This window comes from Tepidimonas sp., from assembly GCF_046292505.1.
Lineage (GTDB): Bacteria > Pseudomonadota > Gammaproteobacteria > Burkholderiales > Burkholderiaceae_C > Tepidimonas.
Map to the genome: position 1 here is coordinate 173487 of NZ_JBKBQX010000001.1, position 22127 is coordinate 195613.

Sequence of the window (22127 nt, forward strand, 5' to 3'; positions counted from 1 at the left end):
CGCCGCATGAACGCCGCCACGGACACCCCGCCGGCGGCCACCCCCTCCCATCGGGCCGACCTGCGCGGCCCGATTTTTTGGGTGGCCCTCGCCTTCGCCGCCTTCCAGCTTTGGATGGCGGCCTTCCACTCCTTGTCCAGCCAGGTCATCCGGGCCATGCACGTCGGTTTCGTGCTGTGGTTGGTGTTCCTGCTGTATCCGCCGTTCCGACAACAACCGGGCTGGCTCGGTCGAGCCGGACGGGCCCTGGGCTGGGGACTGGGCCTCGCCGGCCTGGGCACGGGGCTCTACCAATGGGCGTTCGAGGCCGACCTCACCCAGCGCGCCGGCGAACTGGCGGGCTGGGACTGGTGGGTCGGCATCGTCGCGATCGGCCTGATCTTCGAGGCGGCCCGGCGCGTCATGGGTTGGGGGCTGCCCATCATCTGCGCGGTCTTTCTGGCCTATGGCGCGTTCGGGCAACACCTGCCGGGCGCGCTGGCCCACCGCGGCTACGACTGGGAGATCCTCATCGCCACGCTGGGCTTCGGCACCGAGGGGATCTACGGCACACCGACCTATGTGTCGTCGACCTACATCTTCCTGTTCATCTTGTTCGGCGCGTTTCTGGAGCAGGCGGGCATGGTGCGGCTGTTCACCGACTTCGCCATGGGAACGGTGGGCCACTCGCGCGGCGGGCCGGCCAAGGTGGCGGTGATCTCATCGGGCCTGATGGGCACGATCAACGGCTCCGGCGTCGCCAACGTGGTGACGACGGGGCAGTTCACCATCCCGCTGATGAAGCGCTTCGGCTACAGCCCGGCGTTTGCCGGTGGCGTCGAGGCCACCTCCAGCATGGGCGGACAGATCATGCCGCCGGTGATGGGGGCGGTGGCCTTCATCATGGCCGAGACGATCAACGTGCCCTATCTGGCCATCGTCAAGGCGGCGCTGATCCCGGCCATCCTGTACTTCGTGACGGCATTCTGGATGGTGCACCTGGAGGCCGGGCGCAAGGGCCTGATGGGCCTGCCCCGGGAGCAATGCCCCGACCCGTGGGCCGCGGTGCGCGAGCGCTGGTATCTGCTGCTGCCGCTGGCCTGTCTGGTTGCGCTGCTGTTTTCCGGCTACACGCCGATGTTCTCGGGGACCGTGGGGCTGGCCCTGACGGTGGTGTTGATTTTTGGGGCCGCGGTGATGCAGGGCGTGCGCGGACTGCCACTGCGGATCCTGTTCTGGGTGCTGCTGGCGCTGGCGTGCAGCGGGTTCTTCCGGTTTGGGGCGGGTACCTTTTTCGTGGTGACGGCGGCGCTCGTGGGGCTGACCTATGTGCTGCGCGTCGGCGCCGACGCCCGCTGGACGGCGCTGCAGGCGCTGGTGGACGGCGCGCGCCATGCGCTGCCGGTGGCATCGGCCTGCGCGCTGGTGGGGATCATCATCGGCGTCATCAACCTGACCGGCGTGGCGGCCGAAATCGGCGGGCACGTTATTGCGATTGGCCGGGACAACCTGCTGCTGGCGCTGTTTTTGACCATGCTGACCTGCCTGGTGCTGGGCATGGGTATTCCCACGATCCCCAACTACATCATCACCAGTTCCCTGGCGGCGCCGGTGCTGCTGGAGCTGGGCGTGCCGCTGATCGTGTCCCACATGTTCGTGTTCTATTTCGGCATCATGGCCGATCTGACGCCCCCGGTGGCGCTCGCCGCTTTTGCCGCGGCCCCGATCGCCCGCGAATCGGGGTTGAAGATCAGCCTCAACGCCGTGCGGGTCGCCGTGGCCGGGTTCGTGGTGCCATACATGGCGGTGTACAGCCCGGCGCTGATGCTGCAAGGCGACCCGACTTGGCTGGCCGTGGTGGGGGTGGTGTTCAAGGCGCTGGTGGCCATCGGCCTGTGGGGTGCGGGGGCGATCGGTTTTTTGTGGGGCCCGCTGGCGTGGTGGGAGCGGATCTGGGCCATCGTCGCCGCCAGCCTGCTGGTGATGGCGCTGCCGGTCACGGACGAAGCCGGTCTGGCCGGGACCGTGGCGCTGCTGCTGTGGCATGGACTGCGCCGGCGCCGCCGCTTGCCCGTGCGGACGGGTTGAGCGATCGTGGCCGTGCCCGCGACCTGGGTGCTGTGCCTGCTGTGGGCGGCTTCGGCGGCGGACCTGCCACCGACGGACGGGGGGCCGCCGCTGGAAGCCGAAGTCGTGTTGCCCGCGCGCACCGTGACGCTGGCTTGGACGCATTCCATCGAGCGCGTGCGCTGGGAGGAGTCGTACGCCCTGCTCGCCCCCACCGACACCGGACAGCGCTGCACCCCCGCGCGCAACGGCGTCCTGTGCCCGCTGTGGGCCCGAGTACGGGGGTCGGGCGCGGGGATGGAGCCGGCGCCGGATGCCGTCTGGCGCGAGGGCGGCTATGAATGGTCGCCGCCCCCCGCCGCCCTGTCCGCCCTGCGGCTGATGCACTCGGCCTACACGGCTGACTACACCTTGTGTCTGGACGGCCGGTGTCGGCCGCTGCGCGAGTGGTCCGCCCAAGTCCCGTCCGGCGCCAGCGCCTCCGACGCGGGCGTGGTGCGGCTGCGCCCGTGCCGGGTGGCCGACGACGGCCCGGCGAGCGGGGGCATCAGGCCGACACCGGCAGCAAAAAGGTCTGGCTGATGCGCGTGCCCAGCGCGTTGACCCGCTCCAGAAACTGCGTCAGGAAGGCGTGCAGCCCGTTGGCCAGAATCTCGTCGATGCGGGCGAACCGCAGCTCGGCGCGCAGCCGGCCGGCGTGGCGCTCGGTCTCGGCGGAGTGGTCGTTGCGCACGGCCTCCAGGTTGCGCACCACTTCGTCCAGACAGGCGGTGAGGCTGCGCGGCATGTCCTGGCGCAGGATGAGCAATTCGGCCACCCGCTCCGGCGTGATCACGCTGCGGTAGACCTTGCGGTAGATCTCGAAGGCGCTGACGCTGCGCAGAATGCTGCTCCAGTGGTAGAAGTCCAGCGTCGGATCGGCGGCCGACAGGGGGCCGGCGGGTACGGACACCTCGGGCGCCGCGGCGTGAAACTTGACGTCGAGCATGCGCGCGGTGTTGTCGGCGCGCTCCAAAAACGTGCCCATGCGCAGGAAATGGAAGGCCTCGTCCTGGAGCATGGTGCCGTAGGCCACCCCGCGCGAGACGTGCGAGCGGAACTTGACCCACTCGAAAAAATGCCCCGGATCGCGCTCGAAGTCGCCGGCACGCAACAGGCGCTGCAGCTCCAGCCAGGTCTGGTTTTGCGTCTCCCACATTTCGGTGGTGAGCACGCCGCGCACGGCACGGGCGTTTTCCCGCGCCGCGCGCAGGCACGAGAAGATGCTCGATGGATTGTGCTCGTCGCGCACCATGAAGTGCAGCACGTCGCGCGCGCTGATCTCGCCATACTGGTATTGGTAGGCGGGCATCAGTTCGCTGATGCGCAACAGCGCCTCCCAGCCTTGTCGCGCCACTGCGTCGGACTGTGGCAGCAGCGAGGTCTGGTAGTGCACGTCCAGCATGCGGGCGGTGTTTTCGGCGCGTTCGGTGTAGCGCGCCATCCAGAACAGGTGATCGGCGGTGCGGGACAGCATGTCGGCCTCCAGAAAAATCGGGCGAGGGGTGGGGTCAGGCTTCCAGCACCCAGGTGTCCTTGGTACCGCCGCCCTGCGACGAGTTGACGACCAGCGACCCCTGGCGCAGCGCGACGCGCGTCAGTCCCCCGGGCACCATCTGCACGGTCTTGCCGGACAGCACGAAGGGGCGCAGGTCGATGTGCCGCGGCGCGATCCCCTGCTCGACATAGGTGGGACAAGTGGACAGCGACAGGGTCGGCTGGGCGATGTAGTGGTCGGGGCGGGCGCGCAGCGCCGCGCGGAAGTGCTCGATCTCCGCTGCCGTGGCCGCGGGGCCGACCAGCATGCCGTAACCACCGGCACCATGCACCTCCTTGACGACCAGCTCGGGCAGGTGGTCCAGGATGTAGGCCAGGTCTTGCGGATCGCGCCCCAGGTAGGTGGGCACGTTGGCGAGGATGGGCGACTCCCCCAGGTAGAACTCGATCATCTTGGGCACGTAGGGATAGAGGGATTTGTCATCCGCCACTCCGGTACCGATCGCGTTGCACAAGGTGACGTTGCCGCGGCGATAGGCGTCCAGCAACCCCGCGCACCCCAGGGTGGAGTCGGGCCGAAACGCCAGCGGATCCAGAAAGTCGTCGTCGATGCGACGATAGATCACATCCACCCGCTGCGGCCCGCGCGTGGTGCGCATGTAGACGAAGCCGTCGCGCACGAACAGGTCCTGGCCCTCCACCAGCTCCACCCCCATCTGCTGGGCCAGGAAGGCGTGCTCGAAATATGCGCTGTTGTAGATGCCCGGCGTCATGACGACGACGGTCGGCTCGGCCGTGTGGCTGGGGGCCACGGCGCGCAGCGTCTCCAACAGCAGGTCCGGGTAGTGCGCCACCGGGGCGACGCGATGGTCGCGGAACAGCTCGGGGAACAGCCGCATCATCATGTTGCGGTCCTCGAGCATGTAGCTCACCCCGGAGGGCACGCGCAGGTTGTCCTCCAGCACATAGTACTGGGCCTCGCCCGCACCGCCCGGTATGGGTGCACGCACGATATCGATGCCCGCAATGTGGGCATAGACGCCCATGGGCACGTCAACGCCCACCATTTCGGGGCGAAACTGGGCATTGCGCTCCACCTGCTCGCGCGGCACGACACCGGCGCGCAAAATCTCCTGCCCATGGTAGATGTCGTGGATGAAGCGGTTGAGCGCCGTCACCCGCTGCACCAGTCCGCGCTGCAACAACTGCCATTCGTGCGCGGGGATCACCCGGGGAATCAGATCGAAGGGGATCAGGCGCTCCGTGCCTGCGCCGTCCTCGTCCTTGTCGCCGTAGACGGCAAAGGTGATGCCGACGCGGCGAAAGATCATTTCCGCCTCCTCCCGGCGTGCGGCCATGCGCTCCGGCGGTTGTTCGGCCAGCCAGCGGCCATAGGCGGCGTAGTGGGGGCGCACACCGCCGTCGGCGGCGGTCATTTCGTCGTATCCGGTGCGGGGGGCTGGGGTCATGATCGGTCCCTGGGCGTTTGCGACGCGGAACGAAGCCGGCGCTCGCCCCGCGATTCGCAGTCCATGGTAGCAAGGCTCAGGCCAGCCGGCACACCGGATGGGGAGGCCACACAACGAACGGCGCGCCGCCCCACCGTGACGTGTCACCAATCGGTCACAGAAGACCGGTACGCTGGCGTGCTGCCATGAACGCCATGGATACGCCCATCCTGCCCCTGCCCGGTGCCTCGGCGCCACCCGACCCGCACAGCGTGCGCACCCTGCTGAGCGCGGGCTCGCTGCACATGCACCTGCAACCCATCGTGGACGCTGCGGCGCGCCGCGTCGTCGGGCACGAGGCCCTGGTGCGCACGCCCGCCAGCTGTGCCTGGCGCACGCCGGACACCTTGTTTGCCGCCGCCCGGCGCGAAGGCTGCACGCTGGAGCTGGAACACGCCTGCCTGGTCGCGGCCTTGGCGCGCCGCCACGACGCGCCCGGGCAACTGTTCGTCAACCTGAGTGCGCAGGCGCTGGTGCACGGCGCGCTGCGCATGGGCGGGGGGCCGGGTGCAACAGATCCGCTGCAGACGGCGGGACTGGACCTGGCCGGCGTGGTGCTGGAGCTGACCGAGCATGAGCGGGTGCACGATCTGACCGCCGTGCAGGAGGCGCTGTCGGTCTGGCGCGCCGCGGGCGCCGCGCTGGCACTGGACGATTTCGGCGACGGGCGTTCCAGCCTGCGCCTGTGGTCGGAACTCCGCCCGGAATACGTCAAGATCGACAAATACTTCGTGCGCCGGGTGCACCAGGAGGGTCACAAGCTCAAAACACTGCGGGCGCTGCAGCAACTGGCGGACACCTTCGGCTCGCGTCTGATCGCCGAAGGCGTGGAAGAGGCGGACGAGCTGATGGTGCTGCGCGATCTGGGCATCCCTTTCGTGCAGGGCTATTTGCTGGGGCATCCGCGCACGGAGCCCACCCCCGACGTGCCTGCGGCAGCGCTGGCGGTGCTGGACAGCCGCGAGATCGCCGTGCTGCCGGAAGACCGCCCCGTCATCCACCGCGGACTGACGGCCCGCGCCCTGCTGGTCGATGCGCCGGCCCTGCCTGCCGACGCCACGCACGAGGACGCGCTGGAGCTGTTTCACCACCACCCCGAGTTGGAAGCCGCGGCGCTGGTGGCCGGCGGCTACCCCGTCGGTCTGATCGCCCGCCGCACGCTGCAGGAGCTGTCCATGCAGCGCTATTTTCGAGATTTGTACGGGCGCCGTCCGTGCCTGCTGCACGCCAGCGCCGACCCGCTGTGCGTGGATGTGCACACCCCCATCGAGCAACTCACGCAGGTGCTGACCTCGCCCGATCAGCGCTATCTGCGCGACGGCTTCATCATCACCGAAGGCGGCCGCTACCTGGGCCTGGGCACGGGCGAGCAGCTCGTGCGCCGCGTGACCGAGGCGCGCATCGAAGCCGCCCGCCACGCCAACCCCCTGACCTTCTTGCCGGGCAATGTGCCGCTGACCCTGCACATCGAGCGGCTGCTGGACCACGGCGAGGCCTTCACGGCCTGCTATGCGGATCTGAACCACTTCAAGGCTTTCAACGACCACTACGGCTACTGGCGCGGCGACGAGATGATCCGCCTGCAAGCCCGCTGCCTGACGGGCGCCTGCGATCCGCGGCGGGACTTCATCGGGCATGTCGGTGGCGACGACTTCGTGCTGCTGATGCAAAGCGCCGACTGGCACGCCCGCCTGGAGGCCGCGCTGGAGCGCTTCAACCGCCTGGCCCGCGATCTGTACGACCCCGCGGCACGGCAGGCTGGCGGCATCCTGGCCGAGGATCGGCACGGGGTGATGCGCTTTCACGGCTTGACGACCGTGAGCATCGGCGTGGTGCGCGTCGTCCCCGGCCGCTATCGCAATGCCGAACAGGTGGCCAGTGCGGCGGCGGCTGCCAAACACCTGGCCAAGCAGGCGCAGCGCGGTATCCATGTGGTCGCGGAGGAATGGGAGGCTTCCCCGACAGATGGTCAATTCGCGCCGGCGTCCGACAGCGCATCGGCTCGGGGGTTTCCGGTGCCCGAGGTGCCCACGCGCGGCACGGCGTGCCAGTAGCGCGGTGCTCGCGCCCGTTCGCAGGCCAGGGCGGCCGGCTCTGCGCTGCGCCAAGTGACCGCCCCGCAAGTCGGGGTGTCCACCCAGGGAATACCCCGGTCTTGCAGCCGCTGCAAAACCGCCTGGTGCGGATGGCCGTAGCGGTTGCGCCACCCCGCTTGAATGACCACCGCGCGGGGTCGAAGCGCATCCAGCCAGACGGCCCCCGTGGAGGTGCGGCTGCCATGGTGCGCTGCCACCAACAGGCCGGTGCGCAAGGTCGGATCGGCTGCGACCAGGGACGCTTCCTCCTCCTGGCGGATATCCCCGACCAGCAGGGCCGCGTGCTCGCCCCGACCGATGCGCAGCACGCACGAGCGGGCGTTGTCGCCGCCCTGTCGCGGTGGCACCCAGTCGGGCGTCGGCGGGTGCAGAAATTCGAAGGAGACGCCGTCCCAGACCCACGACACACCGGCGGCGCACGTCTGAACCGGGCCCGCATGCCGCGCCCCGGGGTCGAAGGATGCCCACCAGGTGGCGGCGGGGAAGGCCTGGGCCAGCGTGGACAGTCCCCCCGCGTGGTCGCTGTCGTCGTGGCTGATGACGACCGCGTCGGGCACGCCGCCCAGGGCGCGCAGCCACGGCAGCAGCACGCGCTCGGCCGCATCGCTGCGCCCCATCGGCGGGCCGCTGTCGAACACCAAGGTGTGGCGAGCGGTGCGCACGATGGCGGCACTGCCCTGCCCCACATCGGGCAACAGCACTTCGAACGCCCCGGGCGGCGGCGTGGCGGGCCGGAAAGCCAACACGGGCCATAGCAGCCACAGCCCCCACACCCGCCAGCGCCACGGGGCGCGCCACACCAGCAGCACCGCCCCGGCGCAGGCGGCCACCGCCAGCGGCAGGGGCGGTGCCGGTCGCTCCCACACGGCCATAGGCCACGCCGCCAGCCAGCGCAGGACGGCCAACAGGGCCTGGGCCAGCCACGCGGCGGCCTCCCCCAAGGGCGCCACCGCGACGCCTGCCAGCGCCACCGGTGTCAGGGCCCATGTCACCCAAGGGATGGCGATCAGATTGGCCAGCAGGCCGATGACGGACACCTGGCCGAACAGCAACAGCGTCAGGGGCGCCAGGGCCACGGTGATGACGGCCTGCACCCGCAACAGCCCCATGACCGCATGGCGCAACTGCTGCCCCAGGCCGGTGGGTTGCCACGACGCCCCGCCCTGACCAAACAGAACCGCCACGGCAACGAAGCTCAGCCAAAAGCCCGGCTGCAGCAGGGCCCACGGGTCGAGCATCACGGCCACCACCATGGCGGCCAACCAGGTCGCGCCCCACGGCCAGCGTCGCCCGCTCAAGCGCAGGGCCACGACCAGCGCGAGCATGCTCACCGTGCGCTGGGCGGGCACGCCCCAACCCGCGAACAGGGCATAGGCCGTGGCCAGTGCCACGCCACCCACCCCCGCGGCCACGGGTACCGGCCAGCGCAACAGCACGGCGGGCCAGCGCCGCCCCACGCCCTGCCAGACGAACCCCACCGCCACGGTGGCGATCACCGCGAACATCGTCACATGCAGGCCCGAGATGGAGACCAGATGCGCCACACCCGTGGTGCGGATCGCGGCCCAGTCAGCGGCGGGTATCGCTCCCTGATCGCCCGTCACCAAGGCCGCGACCAGCCCCACCGCCGCCGACTCGTGTCGGGGCTGAAGCCGCTCCACGATCGCATCGCGCACGATCGTGCGAGCCCGCTCCACCGGGTGGCGCCAGGGATCGTCGGCGAGGCGGTGCGGGGCCTCGTGCCGCCCGCCCTCCAACATGCTGCCCGTGGCGACGATGCCCTCTCGCCACAGCCAGGCTTCGGCATCGAAGCCATGCGGATTGGCCAGCCCGCGCGGCGCGCGCAGTCGCAGGCGGCCCTGCCACGTCTCGCCGGGCAACACCTGCGGCACGGCGGCTTCGCCGCGCACCGCACCCAACGGCCGCCAAGTCAGGCGGATCGTGCCCCGAATGGGCAGCTCGTGGCCGTCGCGCGTGCGGGCCTGCACCACCTGGGCTTCGAACGCCACGCTCTGGGCGCTACGGCTGGGCATGGCCGTCACCCGCCAGACGGCCTGCACGAGCGCGCCGTCCGCCGCCGGGGGCAACGCCTGCGCGGCAAACCCGACGGCCCGCCCGCCCGTGGCGGCGAAAGCCAGCACAGCCGCGACCGGCAATCCAGCCCACCGGCTGTGGGGCCAGTATCGCATCGCCCGCATCAGCACCACGCCCGCCATGAGCGCTGCCAGCGCCAGTGCCCCGTAACCCCAACCTGGCCAGAGCGACGCCTGCGTGAGCTGCAACGCCGTCCCCAGGACCCACCCCAGCCCGACCGGCCCCCAGGCCCGGCGGATGGCGGCGGCCCCTGTCCAGATGTGCGCGCCTTCCGACATGGCGCGATCTTTGCTCGGTTCTATCGCGGATGCGTCCAAATGCGCCCGATGCCCCATCGGCATGCCCCCCTCCCTGTTCTTCCGTTCGCCAGAGCACCATGGCCATCCACGTGGCGCTCCGCCACGTCACCCATTATCGATACGACCGGCTCGTCCGTCTTGGCCCGCAGGTGGCGCGTCTGCACCCAGCGCCCCACAGCCGCACGCGCATCCTGTCGTAGCCCCGGCGCGTCGCGCCGGAGCCGCACTTCATCAACTGGCAGCAGGACCCGTTTGCCAACTACCAGGCGCGGCTGGTGTTTCCGCAGCCGACCCGGGTCGAGCGCGGTCCGCGGCGCACGGTGGATTTTCTGGTCGAACTGAACCGCCGGCTGCGACCGGACATCGCCTACACCATCCGGCTGGAGTCGGGCGTACAGACCCCGGAGGAGACGCTGGAAAAGGCCAGCGGATCCTGCCGCGACAGCGGCTGGCTGCTCGTGCAACTGCTGCGCCATCTGGGGCTGGCCGCGCGCTTCGTCACGGGCCATCTGATCCCGCTTGCCCCGGATGCCAAAGCGGTCGATGGCGCTCGGCTGGACGCCCCCTGGAGCGGGCGCGCCTGAGGCCTGCACCGCCACGGCTTGACGAACGCCCCCATCCCGGGCCGCCCGGTCCTGGTGGTCTGCATCAGCGCCGGCGGCGCGTGGTTCGGCGATACTCCCGGTGGTGACCCGTGTGACCCTTCCCCCCTCCTCGAACCGCCCGCTGCACGCCCGCGCGGGCGACCTTGCGCGGCCCAGCGAACAGGCGGCCGCCTGGGGGGAGCCGTTCCCGCCCGGTCATTTCGACGAATGGCGCAGTGGCGCGCTCGATGCCTGCGGCCTGTCGCCCGCCTGGGCGCAGTTCTTCGATGAGCTGGGCCCCGGCGGGCTGGACGAATTGCCCGCGCTCGCCAGCGCGCTGGAGCGGCAGATTCGCGACAACGGCATCACCTACAACGTCTATGCGGATGCCGACAACCCCCAGCGTCCTTGGTCGCTGGATTTGTTCCCCTTCATCGTCTCGCCGCAGGACTGGGCGCATCTGGAGACCGGCATCCTGCAGCGCGTGCGCCTGCTGGACGCCGTGCTGGCCGACCTCTACGGCCCGCGCACGCTGCTGCGCGACGGGCTGATTCCGCCCGCGCTGGTGCAAGGGCACCCGGGTTACCTGCGTGCCATGCACGGCGTGCGCCCGCCCGGGGACACCTGGCTGCACATCGCCGCCTTCGACCTCGCGCACGGCCCGGACGGGCAGTGGTGGGTGGTCTCGCAGCGCACCCAGGCCCCGTCCGGACTCGGTTATCTGCTGGAAAACCGCCTCGCCATCGGGCGCTTGTTTTCTGGGGCGTTCGAGGGCCTGCGGGTGCAGCGGCTGGCCGCGAGTTACCGGGCGCTCATGCGCGGGCTGACGGCGCTGTCCCCGCGTGGGGCCGAATCGCGCATCGCTCTGCTGACGCCCGGCCCGCACAACGAGACCTACTTCGAACACGCCTTCCTGGCGCGCTACCTGGGCCTGCCGCTCGTCGAGGGCAGCGATCTGGTCGTGCGGGATCGCCGGCTCTACCTCAAGACCCTGCAGGGGCTGGAGCCGGTCGATGTGCTCATCAAACGGCTGGACGACGAGTGGCTGGACCCGCTGGAGCTGCGCGCGGACTCCTCGTTGGGGGTGCCGGGCCTGCTGCAGGCCGTGCGCGCGGGCCACCTGCTGCTGGCCAACGCCCCGGGATCCGCCCCGCTGGAGTCGCCGGCGCTGCTCGGCTTTCTGCCGGCGATCCACGAGCGCTGGTTCGGCGGGCCGCTCACCCTGCCCTCCTTGCCGACCTGGTGGTGCGGCGAGGCAGCCGCGCTGGCGGATGCGCTGCCCCGGCTGGATCGGGCCGTGGCCAAGCCCACCCGCCCCGACCGCGACATCGAGACCCTGCTCGGCCCCAGCCTGTCCCCAAGCGAGCGCGAGGCGCTGGCCGAGCGCATCCGCCAATGGCCCGAGGACTTCACGCTGCAAGCCTATCTGCCGCTGTCGCAGCAACCGGCGTGGCGCCAGGGCCGCATCGTGCCGCGCTCGGCCCTGCTGCGCGTGTTCGCCCTGGCTGACGGTCCGCGCTCGTGGCGGGTGTTGCCCGGCGGCCTGGTCCGGCTGGCTCCAGGCGGGCAGCAGATCGTCTCCATGCAGCGCGGGGGCAGCAGCGCCGATTGCTGGGTCCGCACCCACGGTGACGTCGACCGCACCAGCCTGCTGCGCCAGGCGCCAAGCACGCTGTCCCTGGCGCTGCACCAGCGGCCCGTGACCAGCCGCGCCGCGGAAAATCTGTTTTGGCTGGGCCGCTACAGCGAGCGCGCGGAAAACACCGTCCGGCTGGCCCGCATCGCGCTGCAAGGCCTGCGCGGCGAGGACGCCAGCGACCCCGCCGTCCTGGCCTGGCTGACCGCCTGCGCGCGGCACAGCGGGCTGGTACTGCCCCAGGTGCCGGACGCCACCCAGGCCCCACGGGTGTTTGCGCGCGCCCTGGTGGCGCAGTTGGGCGCCGACAGCGGCGCCACCAGCGTCGGCTTCAACCTGCGGGCGCTGCGTCGCGCCGCCGACCAGGTCCGCGAACGCCTCTCGCAAGAACAGCGCAAACTGATCGATGCGCTGGCCACGGATTTCGACGGCCGCTGCCGGGCGTGGGCGCGGCGGTCCGATGGCGGCGAGGCCGAAGCCTTCGCCGTTTTGGAAGAGACCAGCGAACGCCTGTCCGCCATCACCGGCGCACAGGTCGATCGCATGGTGCGCGACGACGGCTGGCGGCTGCTGAGCATCGGGCGGCTGATCGAGCGCGTCGCCGCGCTGGCGCATGCGCTGGCTGCCGCGCTGCACAGCGGTGCCATCGACAGCGACGCTGGCTACGAGGCCCTGCTCGGGTTGTTCGACAGCACCATCACCTTCCACGCCTTGTACCAGCAGCGCCGCGATCTCGTGGCGCTGCTCGACCTGCTGGTCACCCACCGCGACAACCCGCGCGCACTCGCCTGGGTGCTCTCGACGCTGCGCGCCCGGGTGCGCAAGCTGCCTCAGAGCGAGCGCGCAACGGGGCAAGATCTGGTGACGATGCTGCCGGACCCGGACGACTGGGACCTGGTGACGCTCAGCGGGGCCAAGGGCGGCTACGGCCCCGGGGCGGCAACCACCCATTTGCGCCTGATCGAGCTGCTGCAGACCTGCGAGTCGTCCGTGCTGGGCCTGTCGGAGCGGCTGGGGCACACCTACTTCAGCCACGCGGACGCCACCGCGCAGACCCTGCTGGCCTGACCGCTGCCATGCGCCTGCACATCCGCCACCACACCCAATACCGCTACCACAGCCCAGTGGTGTCGTCCCACCACATCGCCATTCTCCACCCGCGCGACGCGGCCGGCCAGCGGGTCGTCTTCCATCGCCTGACCGTCGATCCCGCGCCCGCTCATCAAACGCAGGAGGTGGACGTCTACGGCAATCGGCGCACGCTGTTTGCCATCGACCGGCCACACACGACCCTCGACGTCGTGGCCGACTCCGTGGTCGACACCCAGGCGCCAGAGCAACCCCAGACCGACGAACCCTGGGAGCAGGTGCGCGAGCGGCTGCGCTACCGGGCGGGTACGCCCTATCGCCCCGAGGCGGAGTTCGTCTACGCCTCCCCGCACATCCCGCGCGAGGCGTTGATCGATACCGACCTGATGGCCTACGCCCGGGCCAGTTTCCCCCCGGGAGGGGGGTGGCTTGCGGGCTGCTGCGATCTGACCGCCCGGCTGCACGCGGATCTGGCCTACGCCCCGGCGAGCACCGAGGTGCACACGCCGCTGCTGACGGCGTTTCGCCAGCGTCGCGGGGTGTGCCAGGACTTCGCCCATGTGTTGATCGGAGCGCTGCGCGCGCTGGGCCTGCCGGCGCGGTATGTCAGCGGCTATCTGCTGACCCAGCCGCCGCCGGGCCAGCCCCGCCTGGTGGGGGCCGATGCCTCCCACGCCTGGGTAGCGGTACCCTGGGGCGAGCGCTGGTTCGACCTCGACCCGACCAACCGGCGCTGGGGCTGGGACCGCCCAGACGAGGGCTATGTCACCGTCGCCACCGGGCGCGATTTTGGCGACGTCTCGCCGCTGCGGGGCGTGATCCAAGGCGGTGGCGCGCACGCGCTGCGCGTCGCCGTCACTGTCGCGCCGCCGCAGGAATGGGCGGCGCTCGGCTGGGCCGCGCCAGGCACCGGCTGACTAGAATGCAAGCCCTTTACGGAGCCCGCACATCATGAGCGTTTACGATCGTTTGCAAGCCCTCGACATCCAACTGCCCGCCGTGGCGACGCCCGCCGCCGCCTACGTGCCGTTCGTGCACACCGGCAAGCTGGTGCTGCTCAGTGGCCACATCGCCAAGCGCGACGGCAAGCCCTGGGTCGGGCAACTGGGCCTGACCATGAACACCGACGAAGGCAAGGCCGCGGCCCGCGCCGTGGCCATCGACCTGCTGGGCACGCTGCACGCCGCTTGCGTGGCCGCCGGCACCGACCTCAATGGCGTCAAGCGCATCGTCAAGGTGCTCAGCCTCGTCAACTCCACCAACACGTTCACCGAGCACCATCTGGTGACGAACGGCTGCTCCGAGCTTTTGGGACAGGTGTTCGGCCCCGAGATCGGCGCGCACGCACGCAGCGCCTTTGGCGTGGCGCAACTGCCCTTCGGGGCGTGCGTCGAAATCGAGCTGATGGCCGAACTGGCCTGACGACTCGCCTCGCCGATCGCCTCAAGCGGGCGGTGGCAGGGCCAGCCCGCTTTCCTCGTAGATGGTGGCAAAGTCCGTGGTCAGCTCCACGCTGATCCACTCCACCGGGTCGCCCGGCGTGAGGGTGATGCGCTGCCAACCGATGTCGCCTTCGCGGCGATAGATTTCGATCAACGCCTCGTCCTGCGCGATCAACACATATTCCTGCAGGCTGGGCAGGGTGCGGTAGGCCAACAGCTTCTCGCGCCGGTCGGTGCCCGCGGTGGATTCGGAGAGCACCTCCACCACCAGGCGCGGCGACTCGACCAGAAAATCCTCGCTGCCAACCTGCTGGTGCTGCGGGTGGCAGGTCACCATCACATCGGGGTAGTAGATGCTCTGCTGCTTGGCCACGCGCAGCTTGGCATCGGCCATGAACGTGCGGCAGGGGCTGCCGCGCAGGTGGTGACGCAACAGCGTGTAGACATTGCCGGCGATGATGTTGTGCCGCAGCGAGGCGCCGGTCATGGCGTAGATCTGCCCGCCCACGTATTCGTGGCGCACGGGGCTGCGGGCTTCGAGGCGGAGGTACTCCGCCTCGTCCAGGGGCCGGTACAGTTCTGCTTTCATGGCGGGCCGTCTCCCCACGCTGAGCGTGTGACGCCCCATTATCGCCAAAGCAGCCGGCTCAAAGCCGCGGCTGCCAAAGGCCCATCACAGCATCCGCCACACCTGCAGGGGCTTGAAGCCGAAGCTGGCATCGCGCCCTTTGCGGCCACGGGCGGCGCGGGCGTTGTTGAGGCTGCGGATTTCCAGCACCTCATCCCGCCATTTGCCGCCCCGCCCCACACCGTCGATGCGCACGCTGCGCAGATAGGCCGCGGCGCCGGCCAGGGTGTCTTTGCCCTCCAGCCCCATGAGCATGAGGCCACGCCCGCCCTTGGGCTGGTGCTTGAGGTCGCTCAGATCGAAGGTGAGGATGCGCCCGCCACTGGAGACACAGCACACCTGGGTGGCCGGGGCCAAGGCGGACTGGGCGTCCCCGCCTTCCGGGGCCGTGGGCGGGGCGAGCACGGTGCCGTCCGGGGCGGCCAGCCGCACGACCATGCCGCCGCTGACCAGCGCGGGGCGGCACACGGTCTCGCCCTCGTTCAGGGTGATGAAGGCCTTGCCGCCTTTCAAGCGGCTCGTCATGTCCTCCACCGTGGCCAGAAAACCATAACCGCCCGAGCCGCTGAGCAGCCACAGGGACGACGCGGGCCCCGCCAGGTAATGCACCGGCTGCGTACCCGGCTCCAGGTCGATCAACGTGGTGATGGGCTGGCCGTCGCCGCGCGCCCCCGGCAGGCTGGCCACCGGCACGCTGTAAACGCGGCCGTTGCTGCCCAGCACGATGACCGTGTCCACGGTGCGGCATTCGAAGGTGCCGTACAGGCCGTCGCCCGCCTTGAAGGCGAAGCCCGCGGCATCATGCCCGTGGCCGGTGCGCGCGCGCACCCAGCCTTTGGCCGACACCACCACCGTCACCGGCTCGTCCACCACCTTGATTTCGGCCACGGCCTTCTTCTCGGCCTGGATGAGCGTGCGGCGCTCGTCGCCAAAGGTCTTGGCATCGGCCTCGATCTCCTTGACCATCAGGCGGCGCAGGCTGGCCGGGTTGGCCAAGATGTCTTCCAGCTTGCCCTGCTCCTCGCGCAACTCTTTGAGCTCCTGCTCGATCTTGATGGCCTCTAGCCGCGCCAACTGGCGCAGGCGGATCTCCAAAATGTCCTCGGCCTGGCGGTCGCTCAAGGCAAAACGCGCGATCAGCGCGGCCTTGGGCTCGTCGCTGGCGCGGATGATGGCAATCACCTCGTCGATGTGGAGCAGCACGATCTGCCGCCCCTCGAGGATGTGGATGCGGTCCAGCACCTTGTCCAGCCGGTGGCGTGAGCGGCGGGTGATGGTCGTCTGGCGGAAGGCGATCCACTCCTCCAGCATCTGCCGCAGGCTCTTGGGCACGGGCTTGCCGTCCAGGCCCACCATGGTCAGGTTGATGGGGGCCGACGTTTCCAGGCTGGTGTGGGCCAGCAGCGCGGTGATGAGTTCCTGCTGCTCGATGCGGCTGCTCTTGGGCTCGAACACCAGGCGCACGGGCGCTTCCTTGCTGGACTCGTCGCGCACCCCGTCGAGCACCGCCAGCAGGCTGGCCTTGAGCTGTGTCTGCTCCTGCGTCAGTGCTTTCTTGCCGGCCTTGACCTTGGGGTTGGTGATGTCCTCGATTTCCTCCAGCACCTTTTGCGCGCTGACGCCGGGCGGCAGCTCCGTCACCACCAGTTGCCACTGGCCGCGGGCCAGGTCTTCGATCTTCCAGCGGGCACGCACCTTCAGGCTGCCGCGGCCGCTGCGGTAGGCGTCGTGGATGTCGGCGGTCGGGCTGATGATCTGGCCGCCACCGGGGTAGTCTGGCCCGGGCAGCAGAGCCAACAGGTCGTCGTCGGGCAGTTGCGGGTTTTTGACCAGCGCCACGCAGGCGTCGGCCACCTCACGCAGGTTGTGGCTGGGAATCTCGGTGGCCATGCCGACCGCGATGCCGCTGGCGCCGTTGAGGAGCACGAACGGCAAGCGGGCCGGCAACTGGCGCGGCTCCTCGGTGGAGCCGTCGTAATTGGGCACCCAGTCCACCGTGCCTTGATCGATCTCGTCCAGCAGCAGGGTGCTGATCTTGGCCAGGCGGGCTTCGGTGTAGCGCATGGCGGCGGCACCGTCGCCGTCGCGGCTGCCGAAGTTGCCCTGCCCGTCGATGAGCGGATAGCGCTGCGCGAAGTCCTGCGCCATGCGCACCAGCGCGTCGTACGCGGCCTGGTCGCCGTGGGGGTGGAAGCGCCCCAGCACATCCCCCACCACGCGGGCGCTCTTGACCGGCTTGGCCGGCGTGTTGGCGTTCGGGCCACTGTAGCCAAGGCCCATGCGCTGCATCGCGTACAGGATGCGGCGCTGCACGGGCTTTTGGCCGTCGCACACGTCGGGCAGCGCACGGCCCTTGACCACGCTGAGCGCGTATTCCAGATAGGCCCGCTGCGCGTAGGCGGCCAGGCTGTCGGGGTCGGCCGCCGGCTCGGCGGGCGACCGGTCGGAAGGGGGCAACACGTCTAGACTCATGGGCGGATTGTCGCTCGCCTCGGGGCCTTTGCCCTCGACCCGCGTTGCGCGGTACGCAGGGGGCGACAATAACGAGCGACGACGTCACTTCCTTTTGCCGACAGGAGACTTTCGACATGTTCAGCCATGTGATGGTGGGCACCAACGACATCGACCGAGCCAAGCGCTTCTACGACGCCGTCCTGGGCGTGCTGGGGGCCCCCGAGGGCGTCCGTAACACCGCGGCCAGCGGTCATGAGCGGGTGTTCTACCGCCATGCGGGCAGCACCTTCGGGGTATCGCAGCCGATCAATGGCGAACCCGCCACCTGCGCCAACGGTGGGACGATCGGCTTCAAATGCGAATCGCCCGAGCAGGTGCAGCGCTTTCACGACGTGGCCGTGGCCCACGGCGGCACCCCCATCGAGGCCCCACCCGGCCCGCGCCACGGACCCAGCGGTACCCTCTACTTGGCGTACGTGCGCGACCCGGACGGCAACAAACTGTGCGCCCTGCACCGGCCCCAGTGAGTCTGCGCCCACCCATGTCCTCGTCCCCGTCTGTTGCCCCGAAGCGCCGGGGGGTGGCGCGACTCTGGCATGCCGCGGGTCACTCCCTCGATGGGCTCAAAGCCGGCTGGCACGAGCCGGCCTTCCGGCAGGAAGTGCTCCTGGCCGTGGGCCTGGTGCCGGCCGCTTTCTGGCTGGGCCGGGACTGGGTTCAGATCGCCCTGCTGGTCGGCTCGGTGATGCTGCTCATGGTGGTGGAGTTGCTCAACACCGCCGTCGAGTCGGTCGTCGATCGCGTGGGCCCGGAATGGCACGCCCTCTCCAAGCGCGCCAAGGACCTGGGCAGCGCCGCCGTGCTGCTGTCCCTGCTGTTTGCCGGCGGAGTCTGGGGCGCGGCGTTGTGGAGCTGGTGGCGCGGCTGACGGCCCTTCAGCCCGCGCGGCGGCACGCCGCCAGCAGATCGCGCTCGGCGTCCACCACCGTGCTGCGCACGCCGAACAGCCCGGCGACAGTGTGGAACACATGGTCGTGCGAGGCGGGCTCCTGCGCGCGCCGCTGCAGGCAGGCCCAATCCAGCCCCAGGCGCTGCTGCATGCCGCCGTTGGCCCACAGCAGCATCGGCACCTCCTTTTGCTCGCGCGGGGCCACGGCGTAGGGCATGCCGTGCAGGTACAGCCCACCTTCGCCCAGGGACTCCCCGTGGTCGGAGACATACAGCAGCGCCGTGGGCCCGCGCCGCCGCACCAGCCAGCCGATCAACTCGGCCAGCACATGGTCGGTGTAGCGCAGCGTGTTGTCGTAGGCGTTGACGATGTGCGCCGGCTCGCACGCCTGCAGCTGCGCCGTCGTGCACTCCGGCTGGAATGGCTTGAACGCCGCCGGCGTGCGCTTGAAATAGGCCGGCCCGTGGCTGCCCATCTGGTGCAGCACCGCGAGCGTGCCGACCCGGCGCGCCGCCTCGGGCAGGGCCTGCAGCGCCCCGGGCAACTCGCGCAGCAGGATTTCGTCATGGCATTCGTCGCCACGGCACAGCCCGGGCTCCTGCAGACGGTCGGTCTGGCGCGACGGCACGCGCGCGCACACGCCCTTGCAGCCGGACTGGTTGTCCAGCCACGTCACTGCCAACCCCGCACGCTGCAGCAGATCGAGCAGGTTTTCCTGCGCGCGCGAGGGGTTCCAGCGCTCCCGACCTTCCGGCGCGAACAGGCACGGCACCGAGGTCTGCGTGTTGGTGCCGCACGAGGTGACGGCGGCAAACGACACGATCGGCTGCCCCTGCTGGATCAGCGCGCGCAGGCGAGGCGTGGTGTCGCGCGCGTAGCCGTTCAAGCCCCAGTTGGCCGCGCGCGCCGTCTCGCCCACCACCAGCACCACCAGCGGCGCCTCGTCCTCGCGAGCCGCTGCGGGCAGCGGCGGCACGTCCAGGCCGATGGGCTGCAGCGGCTCGGACGCGAGCGCCCGCTGGCCCACGCCGTGGCGCAGCGCGGCGTAGACGCTGTTGTAGGGATTGATGAGGTAGCGCAGCGCGCGATCGTTGCGCATCAACGCCGCCAGATCCTGGAAGGTCAGCCACAGCAGGGCGACGGCCAGCGCCAGCGCCAGCGCCCCGACACCGGTACGAACCCCCAGCGCGCGCCGCGCGGGCCAGTGCCGCACGGGCAGGCGCCACCACAACCAACCCGGCAGCGCCACGCCCAGCACCAACCCGACGAGCAGGCCCGGGGTCAGCAGGTCACGCGCCTCGCGCAGGTCGGTCTGGAACACGTTGGCCGCCATCGACGCATCGACGACGATGCCGTAGGCCAGCATGAAGTAGCTCGACCCACCGGCCAGCGCCAGCAGCGCCACCCCCAGCGGCCGGCGCAGCGGTCCGGCCGCCAGCCACGCGAGCACCGCCAGGTTGACCAGCGTCAGCGCCAGCACCCATGCGAGCGCCACGGCCCACCCGCGCCAGCCCAACGGCCCCTGCGCCTGCCACACCGCCGACCACAGTGGCACGTTACCGACCGTGGCCAACCACGCCGCCAGCAGAGTCAGCGCGGCCAGCGGGTGCCAGCCGTCCTGGGCGATCTCGGGGGCGTGGTTATTCGTACCTCGGTTTCTTGGAATCCTCATGGTCGGCATCATGCTTCCGACACCTTAGCCCCACCTTAACCTGATCCGGACGGCGCCCCCCAGACCAGCGCAAAGCCCGTAGCCCACGGCGGTGAGGGATTGGGGAGGAACTCGAAGCGCGCCCCCTCATGCTGGGCGATGCGCTGCACCAGCGTCAGGCCCAGACCCAGGCCACCGCGATCGGCGGGTGCTTGCGCGCGCGCACCGCCCTCGTCCAGCACCTCGAGCACGACAGCACCGTCGGCGCGCGGCCCCACGCGCACGGCCACCCGCGTCTGCGCATGGGTATGGCGCAAGGCATTGTCCACCAAGTTGCGCAGCGCCAGCCGCAACAGCGTCGGCCGCGCGTGGACCACACACGACCGCCCTTGCACTTCGGGCGCGCTGCGCTCGCCACCGGCGGACGCGACGCAGTCGTCCACCACGTCATGCACCAGCGTCAACAGATCCACCGGCTGGGCGGTCTCGCCACCGGGGGCGTCGGCACGGGCCAACGCCAGCAATTGCGTCAGGATCTCGCCGGCGCGCAGCGCCTCGCGCTCCACCGTCTGGAGCGCTGCATCGCCTTCCGGAGTGCCCGTCTGCAGCCGCGCCAACCGCGCTTGCCACACCAGCGCCGTCAGCGGCGAACGCAGCTCGTGCGCCACGTCGGAGGTAAAGCACCGCTCGCGCTGCCACAGCGCGTGCAGCCGCTCGACCAGCGCCCGCAGCGCCCGCTGCAAGCGCTGCAATTCGTCGTAGCGCTGCGCCGGTGGCAAGCCACGCGCGGTATCGGGATCGAAGTGCTGCAGCGCCTCGGCCAGCGCCGACAGGGGCGCCAAGCCGCGCCGGATCGCCCACCCCAACAGCAGCGCGACCAGCGGCAGCAACACCACCGCTGGCCGCACCAGGTGCTCGGCCACGTCGCGCCCCAGCTCCGCATGGCGGCTGACATCCAGCCCGACAGCCACTCGGCGTGCGCCATGCTCGGCGACGAACCAGCGCCACGTGCGCACCTCGCCCGCCAGCGGCAGCACCAGCGTGTGATAGCCCTCCGGCAACGACGGCGGCAAGCGCGCTGCCCAGGCTTCCGGATCCCAGCGCAGCGCCCCGCTCTCCCAAACCACCACATGCAGCTCGGGGGCATAGCGCGGCTCTGCGCGCACCGGCAGCGCCGCCGCGTCGACCGCAGGGGCCGGGCCTTGCACCGGAGCGGTCAACAGCAAACGCGCGGCGGCCTTCAGTTGCCCATCGCTGATTTCCCGCGCCTCGTGCACTGCGGTTTGGTAGGCACTGGCCACGAGCACCAGCCACACCCCCAGCAGCGTGGCCAAGGTCCATGCCAGCAGCCGCCATGCCAGCCGAGGGGCGCGTTCAGCCGCGGCCATCGGCGCCCTCCGGCCGTGGGGGGATGGTGTAGCCGACCCCGCGCACGGTCTGGATCAGGTCCTCGCCGAGCTTGCGCCGCAGGTGGTGCACATGCACCTCCAGCGCGTTGCTCTCCACCGTGTCGTCGAAACCGTACAACATCTGCTCGAGCTGGGCGCGCGTCAGCACGCGGCCGCGGGCGCGCAGCAACGCCCAAAGCAATGCAAACTCTTTGGCACGCAGCGCCACCGGCTGGCCGTCGCGCCACACCGCGCGCGCGGCCGGGTCGACCTGCAGCGCGCCATGGCGCAGCACCGCCTCGGCCTGACCGGCGCTGCGGCGCAGCGCCACGCGCATGCGTGCCAGCAGCTCCTCCGGTGCAAACGGTTTGACCAGGTAGTCATCAGCCCCGCTGTCCAGCCCCGCCACCCGGTCGGCCAATGCGTCGCGGGCGGTCAGCACCAGCACCGGCGCATGCAGCCCGGCCGCACGCCGCGCGCGCAGCCAATCGATGCCATCACCATCCGGCAGTCCGCGGTCCAGCAGCACCAGGTCGAACGGCTCGACCTGCAGCGCCCGCGTCGCGCAGGCCAACGTCGTGCAAACATCGCACCCATGCCCCTGCGCGCGCAGCAGCGCGGCCACGCCGTTCGCGATGGCGGTGTCGTCTTCGACGATCAGGATGCGCAATCCTTCCATCTCCTGCCCGCGCTGCAATCCGGGCGTTCCATCCGATCCGAGGGTTTC

Annotated in this window: 16 protein-coding genes and 1 pseudogene; 9 read left to right on the plus strand and 8 right to left on the minus strand. The window is 70.4% G+C overall.

The annotated features are described in order from the left end of the window. The first annotated feature begins 6 nt into the window (after positions 1-6). Positions 7-2067, plus strand: coding sequence for a TRAP transporter permease (locus ACK4TH_RS00725; RefSeq protein ID WP_409621236.1), 2061 nt, complete (start codon positions 7-9; stop codon positions 2065-2067). 12 nt (positions 2068-2079) lie between these two features. Next, entirely contained in the window at positions 2080-2628 is a 549-nt protein-coding gene (locus ACK4TH_RS00730) for a DUF1850 domain-containing protein (RefSeq protein ID WP_409621239.1), read from the plus strand. On the opposite strand, the gene ACK4TH_RS00735 is transcribed toward ACK4TH_RS00730, so the two are convergent. Beyond that, the gene (locus ACK4TH_RS00735) at positions 2594-3562 is read right to left on the minus strand and encodes an alpha-E domain-containing protein (RefSeq protein WP_409621242.1); all 969 of its coding nucleotides are present in this window, start codon (positions 3560-3562) and stop codon (positions 2594-2596) included. The genes ACK4TH_RS00730 and ACK4TH_RS00735 overlap by 35 nt on opposite strands. A 34-nt stretch (positions 3563-3596) precedes the next feature. Beyond that, positions 3597-5051, minus strand: coding sequence for a circularly permuted type 2 ATP-grasp protein (locus ACK4TH_RS00740; protein ID WP_409621245.1), 1455 nt, complete (start codon positions 5049-5051; stop codon positions 3597-3599). Between the two features lie 194 nt (positions 5052-5245). Here ACK4TH_RS00740 and ACK4TH_RS00745 point away from each other — a divergent pair, with 194 nt between their 5' ends. After that, positions 5246-7144, plus strand: a complete 1899-nt coding sequence (locus ACK4TH_RS00745; protein WP_409621248.1) for an EAL domain-containing protein — start codon at positions 5246-5248, stop codon at positions 7142-7144. Here ACK4TH_RS00745 and ACK4TH_RS00750 read toward each other — a convergent pair. Next, positions 7060-9558 (minus strand): DNA internalization-related competence protein ComEC/Rec2, encoded by a 2499-nt coding sequence (locus ACK4TH_RS00750; protein ID WP_409621251.1) that lies wholly within the window; start codon positions 9556-9558, stop codon positions 7060-7062. The genes ACK4TH_RS00745 and ACK4TH_RS00750 overlap by 85 nt on opposite strands. A 98-nt stretch (positions 9559-9656) precedes the next feature. On the opposite strand from ACK4TH_RS00750, the pseudogene ACK4TH_RS00755 reads away from it, so the two are divergent. The 4 genes and pseudogenes from ACK4TH_RS00755 to ACK4TH_RS00770 form a co-directional block, all read left to right on the plus strand. Continuing rightward, positions 9657-10127: pseudogene (locus tag ACK4TH_RS00755) on the plus strand (transglutaminase N-terminal domain-containing protein); the annotation flags it as partial. A gap of 148 nt (positions 10128-10275) precedes the next feature. Then, positions 10276-12867 carry a circularly permuted type 2 ATP-grasp protein gene (locus ACK4TH_RS00760; protein WP_409621254.1) on the plus strand — a complete coding sequence of 864 codons (2592 nt, stop codon included), beginning with the start codon at positions 10276-10278 and terminating at the stop codon, positions 12865-12867. A gap of 8 nt (positions 12868-12875) precedes the next feature. After that, positions 12876-13805 carry a transglutaminase N-terminal domain-containing protein gene (locus ACK4TH_RS00765; protein ID WP_409621256.1) on the plus strand — a complete coding sequence of 310 codons (930 nt, stop codon included), beginning with the start codon at positions 12876-12878 and terminating at the stop codon, positions 13803-13805. A gap of 34 nt (positions 13806-13839) precedes the next feature. Beyond that, positions 13840-14310, plus strand: a complete 471-nt coding sequence (locus ACK4TH_RS00770) for a RidA family protein (protein ID WP_409621259.1) — start codon at positions 13840-13842, stop codon at positions 14308-14310. Positions 14311-14331: 21 nt separating this feature from the next. Here ACK4TH_RS00770 and ACK4TH_RS00775 read toward each other — a convergent pair whose 3' ends face one another. Together ACK4TH_RS00775 and parC are read right to left on the minus strand one after the other, a co-directional pair. Beyond that, a complete protein-coding gene (locus ACK4TH_RS00775; protein WP_409621262.1) occupies positions 14332-14919 on the minus strand; it encodes a Uma2 family endonuclease in 588 nt (195 codons plus the stop codon). A gap of 84 nt (positions 14920-15003) precedes the next feature. Continuing rightward, positions 15004-17430 carry a DNA topoisomerase IV subunit A gene (gene parC / locus ACK4TH_RS00780; protein ID WP_409621265.1) on the minus strand — a complete coding sequence of 809 codons (2427 nt, stop codon included), beginning with the start codon at positions 17428-17430 and terminating at the stop codon, positions 15004-15006. A gap of 116 nt (positions 17431-17546) precedes the next feature. On the opposite strand from parC, the gene ACK4TH_RS00785 reads away from it, so the two are divergent. Both ACK4TH_RS00785 and ACK4TH_RS00790 read left to right on the plus strand, forming a co-directional pair. Beyond that, positions 17547-17939, plus strand: a complete 393-nt coding sequence (locus ACK4TH_RS00785; RefSeq protein WP_409621268.1) for a VOC family protein — start codon at positions 17547-17549, stop codon at positions 17937-17939. A 14-nt stretch (positions 17940-17953) separates the two neighbouring features. Further along, positions 17954-18340: a diacylglycerol kinase gene (locus ACK4TH_RS00790; protein ID WP_409621271.1), complete on the plus strand. Its 387-nt coding sequence runs from the start codon at positions 17954-17956 to the stop codon at positions 18338-18340. Between the two features lie 7 nt (positions 18341-18347). Here the strand turns inward: ACK4TH_RS00790 and ACK4TH_RS00795 are convergent, their stop codons facing one another. From ACK4TH_RS00795 to ACK4TH_RS00805, 3 genes are read right to left on the minus strand one after another with little or no spacing between them, the layout of a single operon-like run. Then, positions 18348-20033: a phosphoethanolamine transferase gene (locus tag ACK4TH_RS00795; protein WP_409621274.1), complete on the minus strand. Its 1686-nt coding sequence runs from the start codon at positions 20031-20033 to the stop codon at positions 18348-18350. A 35-nt stretch (positions 20034-20068) separates the two neighbouring features. Beyond that, on the minus strand, positions 20069-21400 hold the full coding sequence (locus ACK4TH_RS00800; RefSeq protein ID WP_409621277.1) for a histidine kinase dimerization/phospho-acceptor domain-containing protein: 1332 nt from the start codon (positions 21398-21400) through the stop codon (positions 20069-20071). Further along, positions 21387-22070, minus strand: a complete 684-nt coding sequence (locus ACK4TH_RS00805) for a winged helix-turn-helix domain-containing protein (RefSeq protein WP_409621645.1) — start codon at positions 22068-22070, stop codon at positions 21387-21389. The genes ACK4TH_RS00800 and ACK4TH_RS00805 overlap by 14 nt, the downstream gene beginning before the upstream one ends. Positions 22071-22127: the final 57 nt, after the last annotated feature.

Bases quoted from the DNA above. Each gene is read 5' to 3' on its own strand.
- ACK4TH_RS00795 (WP_409621274.1), bottom strand. From the start codon at position 20,033: ATGAGGATTCCAAGAAACCGAGGTACGAATAACCACGCCCCCGAGATC.
- ACK4TH_RS00750 (WP_409621251.1), bottom strand. From the start codon at position 9,558: ATGTCGGAAGGCGCGCACATCTGGACAGGGGCCGCCGCCATCCGCCGG.
- ACK4TH_RS00765 (WP_409621256.1), top strand. From the start codon at position 12,876: ATGCGCCTGCACATCCGCCACCACACCCAATACCGCTACCACAGCCCA.
- ACK4TH_RS00800 (WP_409621277.1), bottom strand. From the start codon at position 21,400: ATGGCCGCGGCTGAACGCGCCCCTCGGCTGGCATGGCGGCTGCTGGCA.
- ACK4TH_RS00735 (WP_409621242.1), bottom strand. From the start codon at position 3,562: ATGCTGTCCCGCACCGCCGATCACCTGTTCTGGATGGCGCGCTACACC.
- ACK4TH_RS00785 (WP_409621268.1), top strand. From the start codon at position 17,547: ATGTTCAGCCATGTGATGGTGGGCACCAACGACATCGACCGAGCCAAG.
- ACK4TH_RS00740 (WP_409621245.1), bottom strand. From the start codon at position 5,051: ATGACCCCAGCCCCCCGCACCGGATACGACGAAATGACCGCCGCCGAC.
- ACK4TH_RS00775 (WP_409621262.1), bottom strand. From the start codon at position 14,919: ATGAAAGCAGAACTGTACCGGCCCCTGGACGAGGCGGAGTACCTCCGC.
- ACK4TH_RS00770 (WP_409621259.1), top strand. From the start codon at position 13,840: ATGAGCGTTTACGATCGTTTGCAAGCCCTCGACATCCAACTGCCCGCC.
- parC (WP_409621265.1), bottom strand. From the start codon at position 17,430: ATGAGTCTAGACGTGTTGCCCCCTTCCGACCGGTCGCCCGCCGAGCCG.
- ACK4TH_RS00745 (WP_409621248.1), top strand. From the start codon at position 5,246: ATGGATACGCCCATCCTGCCCCTGCCCGGTGCCTCGGCGCCACCCGAC.
- ACK4TH_RS00790 (WP_409621271.1), top strand. From the start codon at position 17,954: ATGTCCTCGTCCCCGTCTGTTGCCCCGAAGCGCCGGGGGGTGGCGCGA.
- ACK4TH_RS00725 (WP_409621236.1), top strand. From the start codon at position 7: ATGAACGCCGCCACGGACACCCCGCCGGCGGCCACCCCCTCCCATCGG.